The following is a 19,387-nucleotide window of genomic DNA, read 5'->3' as shown; positions in this document are numbered from 1 at the left end:
TAACAAGGCGCCCGTAGCTCAGCTGGATAGAGCATCCGCCTTCTAAGCGGATGGTCGCAGGTTCGAGTCCTGCCGGGTGCGCCATTAGGCAGCATTGGCACAAGTAGCGCGATATGGTGGGCGTAGCTCAGTTGGTAGAGCACGGGATTGTGACTCCCGTTGTCGTGGGTTCGATCCCCATCGTCCACCCCATATTTCGAAAGGCGCCAGATTAATAGTCTGGCGCCTTTGCTTTAACAGCTTCAACCCGCGGATGTGGTGGAATTGGTAGACACACTGGATTTAGGTTCCAGCGCCGCGAGGCGTAAGAGTTCGAGTCTCTTCATCCGCACCAAATAAAGCTTCACTCATGCCGATTGGCATGATTGAGGTTCAACAAAGAAGTTGTTTGGCTTCTTTGTCACGCAATATGGTGGGCGTAGCTCAGTTGGTAGAGCACGGGATTGTGACTCCCGTTGTCGTGGGTTCGATCCCCATCGTCCACCCCATATTCCGAAAGGCGCCAGATTTAACAGTCTGGCGCCTTTTTTGTTTCAGTGGTTTGAGTGTTGGTGGCTGCAGGTTGTGGGCCGCAGGGGCAGGTCGCTTCGTCGTATTTATGTTTCTCGATGATGCCTGATTTGCCCGCCGATCCCCTCGCGGGGTTGGCTGTCAGGGGCGGATTGCCGATTCCTTCTATATATAGGAAGGTGGGTGCAGAGCCCTGGCTTGATTGGCTGTATTTGCTAACAGGGCGAGGCACAACCGTTTGTCCCCGCCTATAAATTGCCTGCTGTTTTTTTACCCGTTTTCAGTAGGGTGACTTCTTGAGTTTGACCCACTAGAATGCATGCCCTTGATTCTGGGGTCGGAAACGGCCGGCTAACGTCTGTGCAACGAGGAATATCCATGCAAGTTTCTGTTGAAAATACTTCTGCTCTTGAGCGCCGCATGAGCATCACCGTGCCGGCTGAGCGCATCGAGACTCAGGTCAACAAGCGTCTGCAGCAGACTGCCCAAAAGGCCAAGATCGCTGGCTTCCGTCCAGGCAAAGTGCCAATGAGCGTGATCCGTCAGCGTTTCGGGGCTGATGCACGTCAAGAAGCCGTGGGCGACGTGATCCAGTCTTCCTTCTACGAAGCTGTCGTCGAGCAGAAGCTGAACCCGGCTGGTTCGCCTTCGATCGAACCTAAAACCCTGGAAGCGGGCAAGGACCTGGAATACGTAGCTGTATTCGAAGTGTTCCCTGAGTTCACCGTTGCCGGTTTCGAAGGCATCACCGTCGAGCGCCTGAGCGCCGAAGTGGCTGACGCCGATCTGGATAAGATGCTGGAAGTCCTGCGCAAGCAGAACACCCGTTTTGAAGTGGCCGATCGCGCTGCCCAGAACGAAGACCAGCTGAACATCGATTTCGTCGGCAAGGTCGACGGTGAAGTGTTCGCAGGCGGTTCTGCCAAGGGTACTCAGCTGGTGCTGGGTTCCGGCCGCATGATCCCTGGTTTCGAAGACGGTCTGGTTGGCGCTAAAGCCGGCGAAGAGCGCGTTCTGAACCTGACCTTCCCAGAGGACTACCAGAACCTCGACCTGGCAGGCAAAACTGCTGAGTTCACCGTGACCGTGAACACCGTTTCCGAGCCTAAACTGCCAGAGCTGACCGAAGAGTTCTTCGCTCAATTCGGCATCAAGGAAACCGGTCTGGAAGGCTTCCGCACCGAAGTTCGCAAGAACATGGAGCGCGAACTGCGTCAGGCGATCAAATCCAAGGTCAAGAATCAGGTGATGGACGGTCTGCTGGCCACCAACCCGATCGAAGTGCCTAAGGCTCTGCTGTCCAACGAAGTCGACCGTCTGCGCGTGCAGGCTGTTCAGCAGTTCGGTGGCAACATCAAGCCTGACCAACTGCCGGCCGAGCTGTTCGAAGAGCAAGCCAAGCGCCGCGTCGTGCTGGGTCTGATCGTGGCTGAAGTAGTCAAGCAATTCGACCTCAAGCCTGACGAAGCCCGCGTTCGCGAGATGATTCAGGAAATGGCTTCGGCCTACCAAGAGCCTGAGCAGGTTGTGTCCTGGTACTACAAGAACGACCAGCAACTGAACGAAGTCCGTTCGGTTGTGCTGGAAGAGCAAGTTGTGGATACTGTTCTGCAGAAAGCTAGCGTGACCGACAAATCGGTCTCTTACGAAGAAGCGGTCAAGCCGGTAGAAGCTCCACAAGCCGACTGATTGGTTTTGCGGTAAGAAGTACACACCATAAGCCAGCCTTCGTGCTGGCTTATGCGTATTCAAGACATAACTATTTGGGAGTGACTGCGAGACATGTCCCGCAATTCTTATTATCAGAGCTCTGACATCCAGGCCGCAGGCGGTCTGGTCCCGATGGTTATCGAGCAGTCTGCCCGTGGCGAACGTGCCTATGACATCTACTCGCGCCTGTTGAAGGAGCGAGTGATCTTCCTGGTAGGTCCGGTAGAAGACTACATGGCCAACCTGGTTGCGGCGCAACTGCTGTTCCTTGAAGCGGAAAACCCGGACAAGGACATCCATCTTTACATCAACTCACCAGGCGGTTCGGTGACTGCGGGCATGTCGATCTACGACACCATGCAGTTCATCAAGCCAGACGTTTCCACCACCTGTATCGGTCAGGCCTGCAGCATGGGTGCCTTCCTGCTTGCCGGTGGTGCTGCCGGCAAGCGTTTCTGCCTGCCGAACTCGCGCATGATGATTCACCAGCCATTGGGCGGCTTCCAGGGTCAGGCGTCGGACATCGACATCCATGCCAAGGAAATCCTCCACATTCGTTCGCGTTTGAACCAGCTGTTGGCTCATCACACCGGTCAGAGCCTCGAAACCATCGAGCGCGATACCGAGCGCGACAACTTCATGAGCGCTGAGCGTGCGGCTGAATATGGCCTGATCGACTCCGTGATCGACAAGCGTAAAATGCCCGCCTAAGCAGCCCAAATGTAGGTGGTCGGGGTAACTGACCGCCTGCGGGCTTGAAAAAGCCTGCAATTGCCTTCATCTTGTGTTGCAAGCCTATCGGATTTGGATCGATCGAATGACTGACACCCGCAACGGCGAGGACAACGGCAAACTGCTCTATTGCTCCTTCTGTGGCAAAAGCCAGCATGAAGTACGCAAATTGATTGCCGGCCCCTCGGTCTTTATCTGCGACGAGTGCGTCGACCTGTGCAATGACATCATCCGTGAGGAGGTGCAGGAAGCCCAGGCCGAAAGCAGCGCGCATAAATTGCCTTCGCCTAAAGAAATCAGCGGCATCCTTGATCAGTACGTGATTGGTCAGGAACGTGCGAAAAAGGTTCTGGCCGTAGCGGTGTACAACCACTACAAGCGTCTGAACCAGCGCGACAAAAAGAATGACGACGTCGAACTCGGCAAAAGCAACATCTTGCTGATCGGCCCGACAGGCTCGGGTAAAACCCTGCTTGCCGAAACTCTGGCCCGCTTGCTGAACGTTCCGTTCACCATCGCCGACGCAACCACCCTCACCGAGGCGGGTTATGTGGGCGAAGATGTCGAGAACATCATTCAGAAGCTGCTGCAGAAGTGCGATTACGACGTAGAAAAGGCCCAGATGGGCATTGTCTACATCGATGAGATCGACAAGATCTCGCGCAAGTCTGACAACCCGTCGATCACCCGGGACGTTTCCGGTGAAGGCGTGCAGCAGGCCCTGCTCAAGTTGATCGAAGGCACGGTCGCTTCCGTTCCACCTCAAGGTGGTCGCAAGCATCCGCAGCAGGAATTCCTTCAGGTCGACACCCGTAACATCCTGTTCATCTGCGGTGGTGCGTTCTCCGGTCTGGAAAAGGTTATTCAAAACCGTTCCACCCGTGGCGGCATCGGCTTCAACGCAGAAGTGCGCAGCAAGGAAGAAGGCAAGAAAGTCGGTGAATCCCTGCGTGAAGTCGAGCCTGACGATCTGGTCAAGTTCGGTCTGATCCCGGAATTCGTCGGGCGTCTGCCGGTACTTGCCACGCTGGACGAGCTTGATGAGGCTGCGCTGATGCAGATTCTCACCGAGCCGAAGAATGCCCTGACCAAGCAGTATGCCAAGCTGTTCGAGATGGAAGGCGTGGACCTGGAATTCCGGGCCGACGCGCTGAAATCGGTCGCCAAACGTGCCCTGGAACGCAAAACCGGTGCCCGTGGCCTGCGCTCGATTCTCGAAGGTGTATTGCTCGACACTATGTATGAAATCCCCTCGCAGTCCGAGGTGAGTAAAGTAGTGATCGACGAAAGCGTTATAGAAGGCAAGTCCAAGCCTCTGTATCTCTATGAGAACAGTGAGCCAACTGCCAAGGCAGCGCCAGACGCTTAAGCGTCACACTGCTGGAATAAAGAAGGGGCCTTCGGGCCCCTTTGCTATTGTGGGAGACGGGGCAGCTAACCTGAATTTCTGGATGCGCCGGGATAAATGCAGGCGCTACCGTAAGCTCTGATTTTTTAAGTGATTCTTTTATCCGCTTGTTTTTTTTGAAAACAGCCCCCATCTTGGTTTCAAGCTTACTTCCATCTGTTTACGGCCTTATGGCCGCCGTAGAGGCGAAATCATGAAGACGACCATCGAATTGCCTCTCCTGCCATTGCGTGATGTCGTGGTTTATCCGCACATGGTTATCCCGCTGTTCGTGGGGCGCGAGAAATCCATCGAAGCTCTCGAGGCAGCGATGACGGGCGACAAGCAGATCCTTCTGCTGGCTCAGCGGAATCCTGCTGACGACGATCCCGGTGAAGAAGCACTTTATCGCGTAGGCACCATTGCTACCGTTCTGCAGCTGCTCAAACTGCCTGACGGCACCGTCAAGGTTCTTGTCGAAGGCGAGCAGCGGGGCGCCGTGGAGCGCTTCAGCGAAGTCGACGGCCACTGCCGTGCCGAAGTCTCGTTGATCGACGAAACCGAAGCGCCAGAGCGCGAATCGGAAGTGTTTGTCCGCAGCCTGCTGGCTCAATTCGAACAATATGTGCAGCTGGGCAAGAAAGTCCCCGCTGAAGTCCTGTCGTCGCTCAACAGCATCGACGAGCCGGGCCGCCTGGTCGACACCATGGCCGCGCACATGGCCCTGAAGATCGAGCAGAAGCAGGAAATCCTCGAAATCATCGATTTGTCGGCCCGGGTCGAGCACGTTCTGGCGTTGCTGGATGCCGAGATCGATCTGCTGCAAGTCGAAAAACGCATTCGCGGCCGCGTTAAGAAGCAAATGGAGCGCAGCCAGCGCGAGTACTACCTGAATGAGCAGATGAAGGCCATTCAGAAAGAGCTGGGTGACAGCGACGAAGGCCACAACGAAATCGAAGAGCTGAAAAAGCGCATCGATGCCGCCGGTCTGCCGAAAGATGCGTTGGCCAAGGCTCAGGCCGAACTGAACAAGCTGAAGCAAATGTCGCCAATGTCCGCGGAAGCGACCGTGGTGCGTTCGTACATCGACTGGCTGGTTCAAGTGCCATGGAAAGCCCAGAGCAAAGTGCGCCTGGACCTGGCCCGTGCCGAAGACATTCTCGACGCCGACCACTACGGTCTGGAAGAAGTCAAAGAGCGGATTCTCGAATACCTCGCCGTGCAGAAGCGCGTGAAGAAGATTCGCGGCCCGGTATTGTGCCTGGTCGGTCCTCCAGGGGTGGGTAAAACCTCTCTGGCGGAGTCGATTGCGCATGCAACCAACCGCAAATTCGTCCGCATGGCCCTCGGTGGCGTGCGCGATGAGGCGGAAATTCGTGGTCATCGCCGGACTTATATCGGTTCGATGCCAGGAAGATTGATTCAAAAGATGACAAAGGTGGGCGTCCGCAACCCGCTGTTCCTGCTCGATGAAATCGACAAAATGGGCAGCGACATGCGTGGCGATCCAGCGTCGGCGTTGCTGGAAGTGCTCGACCCCGAGCAAAACCACAACTTCAACGATCACTATCTGGAAGTCGACTACGACCTGTCCGATGTGATGTTCCTGTGCACCTCCAACTCGATGAATATTCCACCGGCACTGCTGGACCGGATGGAAGTGATTCGTCTGCCGGGTTACACCGAAGACGAGAAGATCAACATCGCCGTCAAATACCTTTCGCCCAAGCAGATTGCTGCCAACGGCCTGAAGAAAGGCGAGCTGGAATTCGACGCCGAAGCGATTCGCGACATCATTCGCTACTACACCCGCGAAGCCGGTGTACGTGGGCTGGAGCGCCAGATTGCCAAGGTTTGCCGCAAGGCGGTCAAAGAGCATGCTCTGGAAAAACGCTTCTCGGTGAAGGTGACAGCCGAGATGCTGGAACACTTCCTGGGCGTGCGTAAATTCCGTTACGGCCTGGCTGAACAGCAGGATCAGATCGGTCAGGTCACCGGCCTGGCGTGGACCCAGGTGGGCGGCGAATTGCTGACCATCGAAGCCGCAGTCGTGCCGGGTAAAGGCCAGCTGATCAAGACCGGTTCTCTGGGTGACGTGATGGTCGAATCGATCACCGCAGCCCTGACCGTTGTTCGCAGCCGTGCTAAGAGCCTGGGGATTCCCCTGGACTTCCACGAGAAGCGCGACACGCATATCCACATGCCTGAAGGGGCAACCCCGAAAGACGGCCCTAGCGCCGGTGTAGGCATGTGCACGGCCCTGGTGTCGGCATTGACTGGCATTCCTGTAAGAGCGGACGTCGCCATGACCGGCGAAATCACCTTGCGTGGGCAGGTGCTGGCGATCGGTGGCTTGAAGGAAAAACTGCTGGCTGCTCACCGTGGCGGAATCAAGACAGTGATCATTCCTGAAGAGAACGTACGCGATCTGAAGGAAATTCCTGACAACATCAAGCAAGATCTACAGATTAAACCCGTTAAATGGATTGACGAGGTCCTGCAAATTGCGCTGCAATACGCGCCGGAACCCTTGCCGGATGTGGTTCCGGAGATCGTTGCAAAGGATGACAAACGCGAGTCTGACTCTAAGGAAAGAATTAGCACGCATTAGTACGCATTTGCCTGGGGGGCTTCCTTGACAGTTTTTTAGAGCCCTTGTTATAAAGCGGCTCTTAAGTGTCTGTAGGCCATTCAGCACTCGTTTTTTTTGCTTTCACCAAAAAACTTAGAATCAAACTCAAATAGATATAAGGGGACTTAGAGTGAACAAGTCGGAACTGATTGATGCTATCGCTGCATCCGCTGATATCCCGAAAGCTGCTGCTGGCCGTGCGCTGGACGCTGTAATCGAATCCGTCACTGGCGCTCTCAAGGCTGGTGATTCTGTTGTTCTGGTTGGTTTCGGTACTTTCTCCGTGACTGATCGTCCAGCTCGCATCGGTCGTAACCCACAGACCGGTAAGACGCTGGAAATCGCAGCAGCCAAAAAACCAGGTTTCAAAGCCGGTAAAGCACTGAAAGAAGCTGTCAACTAAGTTCGATTCAGGTTTTTGCCTATCCGGGTCGGGGTCATTCCTGACTTGGCAGCGGAGCGGTAGTTCAGTCGGTTAGAATACCGGCCTGTCACGCCGGGGGTCGCGGGTTCGAGTCCCGTCCGCTCCGCCAGTTACGAGAAGGCGCATCCTCGGATGCGCCTTTCTTCTATCCGGATTCTACCCACGCTCCACGGTTGCCTAATTTTGAAGTTCAACCGTTTCTGGGGGACGCATGCTGCAGAATATCAGGGACAATTCACAAGGCTGGATTGCCAAGACCATTATCGGGGTCATCGTTGCACTGATGGCTTTGACCGGTTTCGACGCTATTTTCAAGGCCACGACGCACAAAAATGACGCGGCCAAGGTCAACGGCGAAGAAATCAGCCAGAACGAGCTGAGCCAGGCGGTCGATATGCAACGCCGTCAGCTCATGCAACAGCTGGGCAAGGATTTCGATGCTTCCTTGCTCGACGAAAAAATGCTGCGCGAATCGGCCCTCAAAGGCCTGATCGATCGCAAACTGCTGCTGCAAGGCGCAGAAAAATCGAAATTCGCTTTCTCCGAAGCCGCTTTGGATCAGGTGATCCTGCAAACGCCTGAGTTCCAGGTGAACGGCAAGTTCAGCCCTGAGCGTTTCGACCAAGTCATCCGTCAACTGGGCTACAGCCGTCTGCAATTCCGTCAGATGCTGGCTCAGGAAATGCTGATCGGTCAGCTGCGCGCTGGCCTGGCCGGTAGCGGTTTCGTCACCGATGCACAGGTATTGGCCTTCGCCCGTCTGGAAAAGCAGACCCGTGATTTCGCCACCGTGAACATCAAGGCAGACCCGGCGGCAGTGAAACTGACCGACGATGAGGTCAAGGCCTACTACGACGAACACGCCAAGGAGTTCATGACGCCGGATCAGGTGGTCATCGATTACCTTGAATTGAAGAAGGCATCCTTCTTCGATCAGGTCAGCGTCAAGGACGAAGACTTGCAAGCGGCGTATCAGAAAGAAACCGCGAACCTGTCCGAGCAACGCCGGGCTGCGCACATTCTGATCGAAGTGAACGACAAGGTGACCGAGGCGCAAGCCAAGGCCAAGATCGAAGAAGTTCAGGCGCGCCTGGCCAAGGGCGAGAGTTTCGAGGCCCTGGCCAAGGAGTTCTCCCAGGATCCAGGTTCGGCGAACAACGGCGGTGACCTCGGTTTTGCAGGTCCGGGCGTCTACGATCCAGCGTTTGAAAAAGCCCTGTATTCGTTGGCAAAGGATCAGGTCTCGGAGCCGGTTCGCACTGACTTCGGTTTCCACCTGATCAAGCTGTTGGGTGTCGAAGCGCCTGAAGTGCCAACGTTCGCCAGCCTGAAAGACAAGCTGACCCGCGAGTTGAAAACCCAGCAAGTCGAGCAGCGTTTCGTCGAAGCGACCAAGCAATTGGAAGACTCCTCGTTCGAGTCCTCTGATCTGGCCCAGCCGGCACAAGACCTGAAGCTGACCGTTCACACGTCCGCGCCATTCGGCCGTGAAGGTGGCGAAGGCGTTGCGGCCAATCGTGCCGTGGTGACCGCTGCATTCAGTCCTGAAGTGCTGGATGAGGGTGCCAACAGCACCGCCATCGAGCTGGATCCGGAAACCGTGATCGTGCTGCGCGCCAAGGAGCACCGCAAGCCTGAGCAACTGCCGCTGGAAAGCGTGGCTGCCAGCATCCGCGTGCAATTGACCAAGGAGCACGCCAGTGCCGCCGCCAAGACCAAGGCCGATCAACTGATCGCCAGCTTGCGTGATGGCAAGACTGCACTGGACAAGGCGATCGATGGTCAGAACTGGAAAGTTACCGCAACCGCGACTCGCGTTCAGGAAGGGGTCGACCCAACCGTGCTGCAAGCGTTGTTCCGCATGCCCAAGCCAGTCTCCAAGGACAAGCCGACCTTCAGCAGCGTGACTCTGGCCGATGGTAGCCTGGTGGTCGTGCGTCTGAACGGCGTGAATGAAGGCGCTGCGCCGACCGAAGAAGAGAAGGCTCAATACCGTCGCTTCCTCGCCTCGCGCATTGGCCAGCAAGACTTCGCGGCCTACCGCAAGCTGCTGGAGCGTGAGGCTGAGATCAAGCGTTTCTGATGCCTGACTGAGTTTTGCGCGACACAAAGGACCCCAGCCGAAAGGTTGGGGTTTTTTTATGGGGGAAACGAAAAGATCGCAGCCTGCGCTAGCGCTTTCAGGGAGGGGGCGCGGTCATCTTTAGGCGCTGCCACGGGCGGTGACCTTTTGATTTTTGCTCTGGCGGGACTTTCTCCCGAGATGATGGTCAATGAATCTGTAGCCGTTTTAGACAATCGTTGCTCCGCTAAGCATCGATCTGTTGCACAATACGCCTCGAACCGTTTTCCTCAGGATGTTCAATGTTTAAATCAATTCCCATGCGTGTTGTAGGGCTGGCCTTGGTGCTGGCCGCCGCTGCCGGTTGTTCGTCGAAGAAGGCCGCCATCTATGAGCATGAGAACTTCGACGACTCGGGAACGTTTTCGCGCAGCTACCCGGTGACCGATGCGCAAACCTGCGAAGCCGCCCGTCGGGCCTTGCTTAGCCAGGGTTACATCATCACCAGCAGCGATCCGAAACTGGTCAGTGGGCACAAGAGCTTCCAGCAGACCGGCGAAACCCATATGGAGATCAGCTTCAGTGTGGTTTGTGCCGATGACGGCAGCGAGGGGCACCATGCGACCATGTTTGCCAACGCCCTGCAGGACCGATATGCGCTGAAAAAGACCAACAACTCCGCCAGCCTCGGCGTCGGCGTATTGGGCTCGGTATCGATGCCGATCGGCTCGTCCGATGATTCGATGGTCAAGGTCGCCAGTGAAACCGTGTCCTCGGCCAAGTTCTACGAGCGTTTCTTTACCCTGGTCGAACTGTTCCTGCCGCCGGAAGCGAAGAAGGCCGCGCACATTATCGAGAAGCCGAAAACCGAACTGGGAATGCCTGAAGCCAAGGCTGCCCCCGCTCAGTTGGCGCCAACCCCGGCACCGGCGGCAGAACCTGCACCTGCACCTGCACCTGCACCAGCGCCGGCAGCCGAGCCCGCACCTGCCGCCGCGCCTGCCACTTCGGAGCCTGTTGTGCCGCCTGCTGAAACAGCGCCGATTACCCCGGCCAAGAGCACCGAGCCGACGTCGTCCACGGAAACGGTCACTCCAGTAGCGGACTCGAGCACGCTGCCGCCGCCGACCGAGCCGATTTCGGCGATACCTGTCTCCGGCCAGTAATGGGCTTGCTTGTTATGGGGGCGGGTCAGACGATACCGCTCCCGTAACGTCCTTCAAGACTGATCCACATCAAGTCGGGCTGTATTCCCACAGTCCGTGTCGAAAAATCCAGTGATAAATTCCTGACCACCTGCTACGTTTTATTCAGTAGCGACGTAGTGTCGTGCCCGCGTCATTTTTCTTTCATGCGGGCACTTTATGCTCAAGGCGTTGGTCATTTATTCAAGCGATTTTTTCAACAAGCGATGGGGGTTTAATAATGGACGATTATCAAGAAGAACTGCTCGAGTATCAGGCCTTTGAACTGGACCCGCTGGAACCGGCCGAAGACGCTACCGAGCTGTAATTACGCTGACTGCGGCGAAACTCGCCGGGCGTCTGGCCGTTCCAGCGTTTGAAAGCGCGCTGAAAGGCTTCGGCTGAGGCAAACCCCAGAAGATAGGCGATTTCGCCGAACGCCAGTTCAGTGTCGCGGATGTAGGTCATGGCCAGGTCACGACGTGTATCGTTGAGAATTGCACGAAATTGCGTGCCTTCCTCGGTGAGTTTGCGGCGCAAGGTCCAGGTTGGCAGCTTCAGGCGTGCCGCCACTTCTTCCAGGTCGGGTTCCCGGCCACCATTGAGCAACGGGCCCAGCAACTGAGTGATGCGTTCACGCAGGCTGCGGGTGCGTGTCAGTTGCTCAAGTTCCCGTTCACACAGTTGCAGCAGGTGCCGCCAGGTGCTCGGGCAGTGCTCCGGGTTGCGCTGGGCGAGGCTGTCCAGGCCCAGGCGCAGTTGATTCTGTTCGGCGCCAAACTGAATCGGACAGTCGCCGAGTACGGCATAGGCCTCACGGTAATCCGGTGCGTCAAATTCGATCTCGATTCGTTCGGCGCGCAGTGGGGCAGGGCTCACGCTGGACAATTGCTGCAACCAGCCAGCGATGATCGAATCCACCACGAAGCGGTTGTAGGCGTTGTAGGGGCTGATCGAATAGAACCGCAGCCAGGCGCCTTGGGCGTCTTCGTGAAAGCTCGACTGGCCGCGATAGTTGGAGCCGTACAGCGCTTCGAAACGAATCAGGCAGCGCGCCGCTTCGCGCACGGTGGGAGCCTGGGCGGCGGTGACGCCGGCCAAGCCGGCCTGGCTCAGGCGACTGAGCTGGCCCATGCGCAAACCCAGCGCCGGGTCGTCGGTCAGTTGAATAGCGCCGTGGCCCAGGCGCATGTAGCGCGGGATCGACAGGCGGGCGCCGGCTTCGGCCAGTCGCGCGGCGTCGAGGCCGTACTGTTCCAGCAACGGTTGTGGGTCCAGGCCATGGCTGCGCACGGCGTCGGCCAGGCTATGGACGAAGCCCACCGACAGATCCCCGAGGCGCATCGGCTGCGGTTTCATCGCTTACAACCAGAGGTTCAGCAATTGCGCGCCGCGGGCATCGCTGTCGGCGAAATGCTGCCCGTTGCTGCTGAGGAAGCTTTGACCGGCGCTGCTCTTGTCCCAGAACTGACCGCGCAGGAACACACTCATGCCGGCGATGCTCTGGCTGGCCGGTGGTTGGGCGGTCAGCGTCAGCCGCTGCCAGGCCTGACCTTCGCTGAGTTCGCCGGCCTTGAGGCTGACAGAGCCCGGCGCGGGCAGGCCTCTATAGCCGCGCCATGGTTGATCCCAGGACCCACGCCCGACGACGAACGCCGGGACCGCCACCAGTTGCGCGCCTTGGGCGTCAAGTTTGCGGTAGTTGTCGGGGTACCAGCTGTCGCTGCCGATCAGCACGCCGAGGCGTCCGGCCGGGGTGTCGACGACGTTGACCGGATGATCGGAATTGCCTTGGAGCGTGCCACGTCCAGCGAATGTCGGGTGCACTTGTCGCTGGGGCTGGCCGATTGGCAGGCCGTCGCGACCGAACACCACGCTGCTGTTGTACAGCGCGCCGCGACCGATGTGCAGGGTGCCGTCGCTGACGCTCGGCTCGGGCAGCACGATGGAACCGGCCACCAGGGTCACGTGGAATTCTTTCGCCAGGCCACCGAACAGCGCCTGGTAATCCTTGGCCATGCGTTTGGCTTTCATCCGCAAGTGCGCGTCGTCGAGACGGTTGCTGCCTTCGGCGCTGATCAGGGCGCGGATGAACTGCAGCGGGTTGCTCACCGCCAGCCAGTTCATGGCTTCCTTGAGGGTGGTGGCCTGGTACAGCTCGTCTTTCTCGCCGCTGACCATCAGCCAGGTGCCGACATGTTCAGGCAGTACGACGATGGTTTTTTCATTCAGCAGGCCCTGGTCCTGGGCCTTCTGCAAATAGGCCGCGAGCTTGCGGTGCAGGCGTTCAGGGCTTTGATAGTCGGTGGGGAACAGTTCGGGCTGGATGCCCAGCAGATTGCCACGATCGGCGGGCGTGCCCTGATCGACCGCAAGATTGATGCGCAGGTCCGACAGGTAATGACCCACCGGACGGTCCGCGGCCCACATCGCGTAGGTCGTCAGAACGGCGATCAACGCCATGGAGAGGGTCAGGTACAGAAGTTTGCGCATGGAAAACAGTCAGCGGCCGTGTGCAGGGTTCGCGACTAGGGTAGGGCCCATGCCAGCGCTTGCCAAGGGGCGCTGCGCATTTGGATCAATAAGTTGTCAGTTACGGTCATTGAGTGACAGCGGTGCGACTCTTAGTCTGTCGAACATGACTGACGGGGGCCGAAGAGCTTCTGCAAATTTTCCGTGATCGCTCGTTGTGGAGTTACCGATGGCCGCCGCTCATTACCCGCACCTGTTGGCCCCGCTGGACCTGGGTTTTACCACGTTGCGCAACCGTACCCTGATGGGTTCGATGCACACGGGCCTCGAGGAAAAACCCGGCGGTTTCGAGCGCATGGCCGCGTACTTTGCCGAACGTGCCCGTGGCGGCGTAGGCCTGATGGTCACTGGCGGTATCGGCCCGAACGATGAGGGTGGGGTTTACTCGGGCGCGGCCAAGCTGACCTCCGATGAAGAAGCGCTCAAACACCGGATCGTCACCCGCGCGGTGCACGAGGCGGGCGGCAAGATCTGCATGCAGATCCTGCATGCCGGGCGTTATGCCTACAGCCCGAAACAGGTGGCGCCGAGCGCGATCCAGGCGCCGATCAACCCGTTCAAGCCTAAAGAGCTGGACGAGGAAGGCATCGAGAAGCAGATCAGCGATTTCGTTACCTGCTCGACCCTGGCGCAAAAAGCCGAGTACGACGGCGTCGAGATCATGGGTTCCGAAGGTTATTTCATTAACCAGTTCCTCGTGGCCCACACCAACCATCGCACTGACCGCTGGGGAGGTGTCTACGAAAACCGCATGCGCCTGCCGGTGGAAATCGTCCGTCGGGTGCGCGAAGCGGTCGGCCCGAACTTCATCATTATCTTCCGCCTGTCGATGCTCGACCTGGTGGAAGGCGGCAGCACCTGGGAAGAAATCGTGCAGTTGGCCAAGGCCATCGAGCAGGCGGGCGCGACCATCATCAACACCGGCATCGGCTGGCACGAAGCGCGGATTCCGACCATTGCCACCAAGGTGCCGCGTGCAGCGTTCAGCAAGGTCACGGCGAAACTGCGTGGTTCGGTGAGTATTCCGCTGATCACCACTAACCGCATCAACACCCCGGAAGTCGCCGAGCAGATCCTGGCCGAAGGCGATGCCGACATGGTGTCGATGGCGCGGCCGTTCCTCGCCGACCCGGACTTCGTCAACAAGGCGGCGGCCGGCCGTGCCGATGAAATCAATACCTGCATCGGTTGCAACCAGGCTTGCCTGGATCACACGTTTGGCGGCAAGTTGACCAGTTGCCTGGTGAACCCGCGGGCCTGCCATGAAACCGAACTCAATTACCTGCCGGTGCAGCAGATCAAGAAAATCGCCGTGGTTGGCGCCGGTCCCGCGGGGCTGTCCGCCGCCACCGTGGCGGCCGAGCGCGGTCATCAGGTGACGCTGTTCGATTCGGCCAGCGAAATCGGCGGCCAGTTCAACATCGCCAAGCGCGTGCCGGGCAAGGAAGAGTTCTTCGAAACCCTGCGCTACTTCAACCGCAAGTTGCAGACCAGCAACGTCGAGCTGTGCCTGAACACCCGTGTGGACGTGGCGCAGCTGGTCGAGGGCGGTTACGACGAAATCATCCTCGCTACCGGCATCGCGCCGCGGGTGCCGGCGATTCCGGGTGTCGAGCACGCCAAGGTGCTGAGCTACCTGGACGTGATCCTCGAGCGTAAACCGGTGGGCAAACGCGTCGCGGTAATCGGCGCTGGCGGTATCGGTTTCGACGTGTCGGAATTCCTCGTGCACGAAGGCGTGGCCACCAGTCAGGACCGCGACGCGTTCTGGAAGGAGTGGGGTATCGATACGCACCTTGAAGCGCGTGGCGGTGTCGCGGGCATCAAGGCTGCGCCGCATGCGCCGGCCCGCGAAGTATTCCTGCTGCAACGCAAGACCTCCAAGGTCGGTGATGGCCTGGGCAAGACCACCGGCTGGATTCACCGCACCGGTCTGAAGAACAAAAAGGTGCAAATGCTCAACAGCGTCGAGTACCTGAAGATCGACGACGAAGGCCTGCACATCCGCATCGGCGAAAGCGGCGAACCGCAGGTGCTGCCGGTGGACAACATCGTGATCTGCGCCGGGCAGGATCCATTGCGTGAGTTGCACGACGGTCTGGTTGCGGCCGGGCAGAACGTGCACTTGATCGGCGGCGCGGACGTGGCGGCGGAGCTGGATGCCAAGCGTGCGATCAACCAGGGGTCGCGGTTGGCGGCTGAACTCTAACGTTCGCAGCTATCCCTTGTAGCAGCTGGCGCAGCCTGCGTTCGGCTGCGCAGCAGTCGCAAAATCAGCCATCGCGGTATTCCAGATAAACCGAAGTGTCAGGATTGACGACTGCTTCGCAGCCGAACGCAGCCTTCGGCAGCTGCTACAGGGTTCGTGCTGGCTGATAGACTCCTGTTTTTCGTCAGAACGTAACGCATCAATGCTTTCCCCTCCAACAGACTGGCTCCCCCAAGCCCCCCTCGAACCCCTTCACCTCGAATGGCTCGCCACCGCCGGCATCGACGTCGCCATCCTGCGTCTGGACCAGATCGACCCGCTGATCAGCGGCAACAAGTGGTTCAAACTCATCGAACACCTGAAAGCCACCGACCAGAACGGCGCCCAAGGCATCATCAGCCTGGGTGGTGCTCACTCCAACCATCTCCACGCATTGGCCGCCGCAGGCAAGCGCTTCGGGTTCATCACGGTCGGTTTGCTGCGCGGGCATCCGCAAGACACCCCGACAGTAAAGGACTTGCAGGCGTTCGGCATGCAGTTGCACTGGCTGGGTTATGGCGGTTATCGAGCGCGGCATGAGCCGGGTTTCTGGCAGCCGTGGCGGGCGCAGTATCCCGAGCTGCAACCGGTGCCGGAAGGTGGTGGTGGCTTGCGTGGGGCGAAGGGCTGCATGCAGCTGGTGACGCAGGCCCGCGAGCAACTGAGTGGTCTGGGCTGGAGCCATTACGACGGCTGGTGGCTGGCCTGCGGAACGGGCACGACCCTGGCCGGTCTGGTGCTGGCCGAGGCGGGTGAACACCCGGTGTATGGCGCGCTGGCGGTGCCCGATGATCATGGCGTGGCGCAGCAGGTCGAGATGATCGGGCGGGAAGCCGGTTGGGTCGATCCCTTGTATGAACTACTGGACGCCAGCCGTGGCGGTTTTGCCAAAGTCGATCCGCAGCTGCTTGCATTCATCGAGCAGACCGAACAGGCCAGCGGCATTCTTTTCGAGCCGCTGTACACCGGCAAAGCGCTCATGGCTCTCAAGCAACAAGTCGAAGCTGGTAAATTTCCCCAAGGCACGCGCCTGATCTTCATCCACACCGGCGGCCTGCAGGGCCGCCGGGGTTTCGAGCAAAGCGGTCGCGATTAACCGCGTTTGGGCATCATCCGCAGCAAGGTGTTATCGCGCACCACATAGTGGTGGTAAATCCCGGCCACCGCGTGCAACCCGATCAGCCAATAACCGATGGTGGCGCCGAGCTCATGCCAGCCTTGGAACTGCTTGGCCAGCGGTTTGTTTTCTTCGATCAGCAATGGCAAGTCGACGCCATAGAACATCACCCGATGCCCCTCGGCGCTGGTAGTCAGCCAACCCAGAACCGGCACGGTGATCATGAAAATATACAGTGCCCAATGCATCAGCCTGGCAACCACGGTTTGCCAGCGAGGGGAGGCGGGGAATATCTGCGGTGCCGGCCCCAGGCTGCGGGCGAACAGCCGCAACCAGACCAGCACGAACACGGTCAGGCCGAGCATGAAGTGCGCTTCCTTGATCAGCGTTCGGCCGCCACTGCCTTTGGGAAAGATCCCGCGAAATTCGATACAGGCGTAGACCAGTATTAACAGAACCAGCATCAACCAGTGCAGCGCGATCGATACGGTGCTGTAGCGTGATTCGGAATTCTTCCAGGGCATACGGTGTTTCCTCACAATTCTGGTCTGAAGTCACCGTTCTTGTTCGACGGCGTGCACTAACTGTAATCCTGTTTCGCAGGATTTGCCCGAGGCAAATGGGCCGCTCAATGCTCTAAATCAAGTGATCGACCACAAAAAAGCGCCAGTTCCATCCAAGGAACTGGCGCTTTTATTATGAGGCGAGGGGGTGCGATCAGTTGGCTTGCGGCATCTCGCCGTTGGCCAGGCGCTTGTTGATGTCGGCGATCACCTCGGGCAAATCGGTGATGGTGTCGATCATGTAGTGCGGTCGCGAGCCTTCGAACAGGGCATGAATGCGCTTGCGTTCGCTGGCCAGTTTATCGCTGCTTAGCGCGCGATAACCTTCGTAGTCCAGACCCAGCGCGTTACCGGAGCAGATCAACGCCACGGTCCACATGCCGGCACGGCGACCTTCGAGAATGCCCGGCACCGTGTCGTCGATCTTCACGCAGGCCGCGACGTCGTCGATGCCCAGCGCAATCACATTGGCCAGGGCCTGAGCGGGCCATGGGCGGCCGTTGGGCACTTCGTCAGTGGCGACCACGTGATCGGCGACGTAGCCGTTGGTGGCGGCCAGTTCCACCACTTTGTCCATGACTTGTTTCGGGTAGCCGGAGCACGAGCCGATCTTGATCCCTTGCTGACGCAGGTTGGTGATGGTGTCCAGGGCGCCCGGAATCAGTGCCGAGTGTTCGGCGATTTTTTCGATCTGCAGCGGCATGAAACGTTGGTAGATGGCGGTGACGTCGTCGTCGGTCGGCGTGCGGCCGAACACCTGGCGATAACGCTCGGCAACTGGTGGCTGATCGCACAGGGTGCGGATGTGGTCCCACTTGCCCATGCCCATCGGCCCACGGGCTTCTTCGATGGAAACCTGGACGTCGAACTCGGCGAAGGCTTCGACGAAAATCTGCGTCGGGGCGATGGAGCCGAAGTCGACCACGGTGCCGGCCCAGTCGAGGATGGCGGCTTGCAGTTTGGTTGGGTTTACATAGTTCATGTCTCTGATCTCTGTAGGAGCGAGGCTTGCCCGCGAAGAACGATTACAGGGTTTAACTGACGCACCGTGTCGTCTGCATTCGCGGGCAAGCCTCGCTCCTACAGGGAACAGTGGTGGTTTAGATTTCGATGACTTCCATCTCGCGCAGCACCTCGGCCACGGCCGCCACCGCTGCGTGCATTTCGGCCTGGTTGACGTGGCCGATGCAGCCGACCCGGAAGGTTTCGACCTGGGTCAGTTTGCCGGGGTAGAGGATGAAACCCTTGGCCTTGACCCGTTCGTAGAATTTCTTGAACTGATAGCGCGGGTCTTTCGGCGCGTGGAAGGTGACGATGATCGGCGCCTGGATCGCGGCGGGCAGGAAGCTGCGCAGGCCCAGTTTGGCCATGTCATTGAGCAGCACCTGGCAGTTGTTGGTGTAGCGTTGATGCCGCGCCGGCAAACCACCTTCTTCGTTGTATTGCAGCAAGGCTTCGTGCAGCGCCGCGACCACGTGGGTCGGCGGGGTGAAACGCCATTGACCGGTCTTGGCCATGTAGCTGTGCTGATCGAACAAGTCCATCGCCAGCGAGTGCGAGTTGCCGGCGGCGTTCGCCAGCGCTTCTTTGCGAGCGAAGACGAAACCCATCCCCGGCACGCCCTCCAGGCATTTGCCCGAGGCGGCGATCAGGGCGTCGAACGGCACCTGTTGCGCATCGATCGGCAGGGCGCCAAACGAGCTCATGGCGTCGATGATCAGGCGTTTGCCGTGCTGCTCGATGACGTGGGCGATTTCCGCCAGCGGGTTGAGGATGCCGGTGCTGGTTTCGCAGTGAATCAAGGCGACGTGGGTGATGCTGGCGTCGGCCTGCAGCAGGCGGTCGACGTCGGCGGTGGTGATCGGTTCGTCTTCGGCGGTTTCGAAGGTGCTGAACGAACGGCCAAGCACTTCGCAGATCTTCGCCAGGCGTTTGCCGTAGGCGCCGTTGATCAGCACCAGGACTTTGCCGTCCCGGGGCACCAGCGTGCCGATCGCCGCTTCGACCGCGAACGTGCCGCTGCCTTGCAGGGGCACGCAGTGGTGGCTGTCGCCGCCGTTGATGATCGCCAGCAATTGCTCGCACAGGCTGGCGGTCAATTGGTTGAAGCGGTCATCCCATGAACCCCAGTCGACCATCATCGCCTGACGGGTACGTTGCGATGTGGTCAATGGGCCGGGGGTGAGCAGGATGGGCTCGGCAGTACGCATTCTTGTGTCCTTGCAAAAGCTCAGTGGGATGAAACTACGGGGCATAAATTGCAATTCGGCGTGCTATCAATCAAAT

Annotated in this window: 14 protein-coding genes and 5 tRNA genes; 14 read left to right on the top strand and 5 right to left on the bottom strand. The window is 58.7% G+C overall.

The window, feature by feature from the left end:
* Positions 1 to 7 precede the first annotated feature (7 nt).
* From FFH90_RS20370 to FFH90_RS20315, 12 genes are all read left to right on the top strand, one after another.
* Positions 8 to 84, top strand: a tRNA-Arg gene (locus tag FFH90_RS20370).
* Between the two features lie 32 nt (positions 85 to 116).
* Positions 117 to 192, top strand: a tRNA-His gene (locus tag FFH90_RS20365).
* A gap of 57 nt (positions 193 to 249) precedes the next feature.
* Positions 250 to 334 (top strand) — tRNA-Leu (locus FFH90_RS20360).
* 78 nt (positions 335 to 412) lie between these two features.
* A tRNA-His gene (locus FFH90_RS20355) sits at positions 413 to 488 on the top strand.
* Positions 489 to 888: 400 nt separating this feature from the next.
* Positions 889 to 2,199, top strand: a complete 1,311-nt coding sequence (gene tig, locus FFH90_RS20350; protein ID WP_019580008.1) for a trigger factor — start codon at positions 889 to 891, stop codon at positions 2,197 to 2,199.
* A 93-nt stretch (positions 2,200 to 2,292) separates the two neighbouring features.
* Positions 2,293 to 2,931 carry an ATP-dependent Clp endopeptidase proteolytic subunit ClpP gene (clpP, locus tag FFH90_RS20345; RefSeq protein ID WP_018925423.1) on the top strand — a complete coding sequence of 213 codons (639 nt, stop codon included), beginning with the start codon at positions 2,293 to 2,295 and terminating at the stop codon, positions 2,929 to 2,931.
* A 106-nt stretch (positions 2,932 to 3,037) separates the two neighbouring features.
* Positions 3,038 to 4,321 carry an ATP-dependent Clp protease ATP-binding subunit ClpX gene (gene clpX / locus FFH90_RS20340; protein ID WP_018925424.1) on the top strand — a complete coding sequence of 428 codons (1,284 nt, stop codon included), beginning with the start codon at positions 3,038 to 3,040 and terminating at the stop codon, positions 4,319 to 4,321.
* Positions 4,322 to 4,553: 232 nt separating this feature from the next.
* Complete coding sequence (gene lon, locus FFH90_RS20335; RefSeq protein ID WP_007940400.1) at positions 4,554 to 6,950, top strand: endopeptidase La; 2,397 nt, start codon at positions 4,554 to 4,556, stop codon at positions 6,948 to 6,950.
* A 151-nt stretch (positions 6,951 to 7,101) separates the two neighbouring features.
* Positions 7,102 to 7,374 (top strand): HU family DNA-binding protein, encoded by a 273-nt coding sequence (locus FFH90_RS20330; protein WP_002552737.1) that lies wholly within the window; start codon positions 7,102 to 7,104, stop codon positions 7,372 to 7,374.
* 53 nt (positions 7,375 to 7,427) lie between these two features.
* Positions 7,428 to 7,504 (top strand) — tRNA-Asp (locus FFH90_RS20325).
* A 102-nt stretch (positions 7,505 to 7,606) separates the two neighbouring features.
* On the top strand, positions 7,607 to 9,478 hold the full coding sequence (locus FFH90_RS20320; protein ID WP_138867942.1) for a SurA N-terminal domain-containing protein: 1,872 nt from the start codon (positions 7,607 to 7,609) through the stop codon (positions 9,476 to 9,478).
* 281 nt (positions 9,479 to 9,759) lie between these two features.
* Positions 9,760 to 10,623, top strand: a complete 864-nt coding sequence (locus tag FFH90_RS20315; protein ID WP_111454102.1) for a DUF2242 domain-containing protein — start codon at positions 9,760 to 9,762, stop codon at positions 10,621 to 10,623.
* Between the two features lie 291 nt (positions 10,624 to 10,914).
* On the opposite strand, the gene FFH90_RS20310 is transcribed toward FFH90_RS20315, so the two are convergent.
* Together FFH90_RS20310 and FFH90_RS20305 are read right to left on the bottom strand one after the other, a co-directional pair.
* The gene (locus FFH90_RS20310; RefSeq protein ID WP_138867941.1) at positions 10,915 to 12,000 is read right to left on the bottom strand and encodes an AraC family transcriptional regulator; all 1,086 of its coding nucleotides are present in this window, start codon (positions 11,998 to 12,000) and stop codon (positions 10,915 to 10,917) included.
* A 3-nt stretch (positions 12,001 to 12,003) separates the two neighbouring features.
* Complete coding sequence (locus FFH90_RS20305) at positions 12,004 to 13,134, bottom strand: carbon-nitrogen hydrolase family protein (RefSeq protein WP_018925428.1); 1,131 nt, start codon at positions 13,132 to 13,134, stop codon at positions 12,004 to 12,006.
* A gap of 208 nt (positions 13,135 to 13,342) precedes the next feature.
* Here FFH90_RS20305 and FFH90_RS20300 point away from each other — a divergent pair, with 208 nt between their 5' ends.
* Positions 13,343 to 15,382: an FAD-dependent oxidoreductase gene (locus FFH90_RS20300; protein ID WP_138867940.1), complete on the top strand. Its 2,040-nt coding sequence runs from the start codon at positions 13,343 to 13,345 to the stop codon at positions 15,380 to 15,382.
* Positions 15,383 to 15,584: 202 nt separating this feature from the next.
* Entirely contained in the window at positions 15,585 to 16,517 is a 933-nt protein-coding gene (locus FFH90_RS20295; RefSeq protein WP_138867939.1) for a 1-aminocyclopropane-1-carboxylate deaminase/D-cysteine desulfhydrase, read from the top strand.
* Here FFH90_RS20295 and FFH90_RS20290 read toward each other — a convergent pair.
* The 3 genes from FFH90_RS20290 to FFH90_RS20280 all read right to left on the bottom strand — a co-directional run bounded on the left by FFH90_RS20290 (position 16,514) and on the right by FFH90_RS20280 (position 19,311).
* Complete coding sequence (locus FFH90_RS20290) at positions 16,514 to 17,062, bottom strand: cytochrome b (protein WP_018925431.1); 549 nt, start codon at positions 17,060 to 17,062, stop codon at positions 16,514 to 16,516. The genes FFH90_RS20295 and FFH90_RS20290 overlap by 4 nt on opposite strands.
* Positions 17,063 to 17,255: 193 nt before the next feature.
* Positions 17,256 to 18,083 carry a phosphonoacetaldehyde hydrolase gene (gene phnX / locus FFH90_RS20285; RefSeq protein ID WP_138867938.1) on the bottom strand — a complete coding sequence of 276 codons (828 nt, stop codon included), beginning with the start codon at positions 18,081 to 18,083 and terminating at the stop codon, positions 17,256 to 17,258.
* A gap of 118 nt (positions 18,084 to 18,201) precedes the next feature.
* Positions 18,202 to 19,311, bottom strand: a complete 1,110-nt coding sequence (locus FFH90_RS20280; protein ID WP_138867937.1) for a 2-aminoethylphosphonate--pyruvate transaminase — start codon at positions 19,309 to 19,311, stop codon at positions 18,202 to 18,204.
* Between the last annotated feature and the right edge of the window lie 76 nt (positions 19,312 to 19,387).

Source organism: Pseudomonas sp. ATCC 43928 (assembly GCF_005938665.2).
GTDB lineage: Bacteria > Pseudomonadota > Gammaproteobacteria > Pseudomonadales > Pseudomonadaceae > Aquipseudomonas.
The sequence above is the reverse complement of the archived record's forward strand: the minus strand, read 5'-3'. Positions and strand labels throughout refer to the sequence as shown.

What these genes read in the sequence shown, in the direction of transcription:
- lon (WP_007940400.1), top strand. Translation starts at nt 4,554, where the DNA reads ATGAAGACGACCATCGAATTGCCTCTCCTGCCATTGCGTGATGTCGTG.
- phnX (WP_138867938.1), bottom strand. Translation starts at nt 18,083, where the DNA reads ATGAACTATGTAAACCCAACCAAACTGCAAGCCGCCATCCTCGACTGG.
- FFH90_RS20280 (WP_138867937.1), bottom strand. Translation starts at nt 19,311, where the DNA reads ATGCGTACTGCCGAGCCCATCCTGCTCACCCCCGGCCCATTGACCACA.
- FFH90_RS20300 (WP_138867940.1), top strand. Translation starts at nt 13,343, where the DNA reads ATGGCCGCCGCTCATTACCCGCACCTGTTGGCCCCGCTGGACCTGGGT.
- clpP (WP_018925423.1), top strand. Translation starts at nt 2,293, where the DNA reads ATGTCCCGCAATTCTTATTATCAGAGCTCTGACATCCAGGCCGCAGGC.
- FFH90_RS20310 (WP_138867941.1), bottom strand. Translation starts at nt 12,000, where the DNA reads ATGAAACCGCAGCCGATGCGCCTCGGGGATCTGTCGGTGGGCTTCGTC.
- tig (WP_019580008.1), top strand. Translation starts at nt 889, where the DNA reads ATGCAAGTTTCTGTTGAAAATACTTCTGCTCTTGAGCGCCGCATGAGC.
- FFH90_RS20290 (WP_018925431.1), bottom strand. Translation starts at nt 17,062, where the DNA reads ATGCCCTGGAAGAATTCCGAATCACGCTACAGCACCGTATCGATCGCG.
- FFH90_RS20305 (WP_018925428.1), bottom strand. Translation starts at nt 13,134, where the DNA reads ATGCGCAAACTTCTGTACCTGACCCTCTCCATGGCGTTGATCGCCGTT.
- FFH90_RS20320 (WP_138867942.1), top strand. Translation starts at nt 7,607, where the DNA reads ATGCTGCAGAATATCAGGGACAATTCACAAGGCTGGATTGCCAAGACC.
- FFH90_RS20295 (WP_138867939.1), top strand. Translation starts at nt 15,585, where the DNA reads ATGCTTTCCCCTCCAACAGACTGGCTCCCCCAAGCCCCCCTCGAACCC.
- clpX (WP_018925424.1), top strand. Translation starts at nt 3,038, where the DNA reads ATGACTGACACCCGCAACGGCGAGGACAACGGCAAACTGCTCTATTGC.
- FFH90_RS20315 (WP_111454102.1), top strand. Translation starts at nt 9,760, where the DNA reads ATGTTTAAATCAATTCCCATGCGTGTTGTAGGGCTGGCCTTGGTGCTG.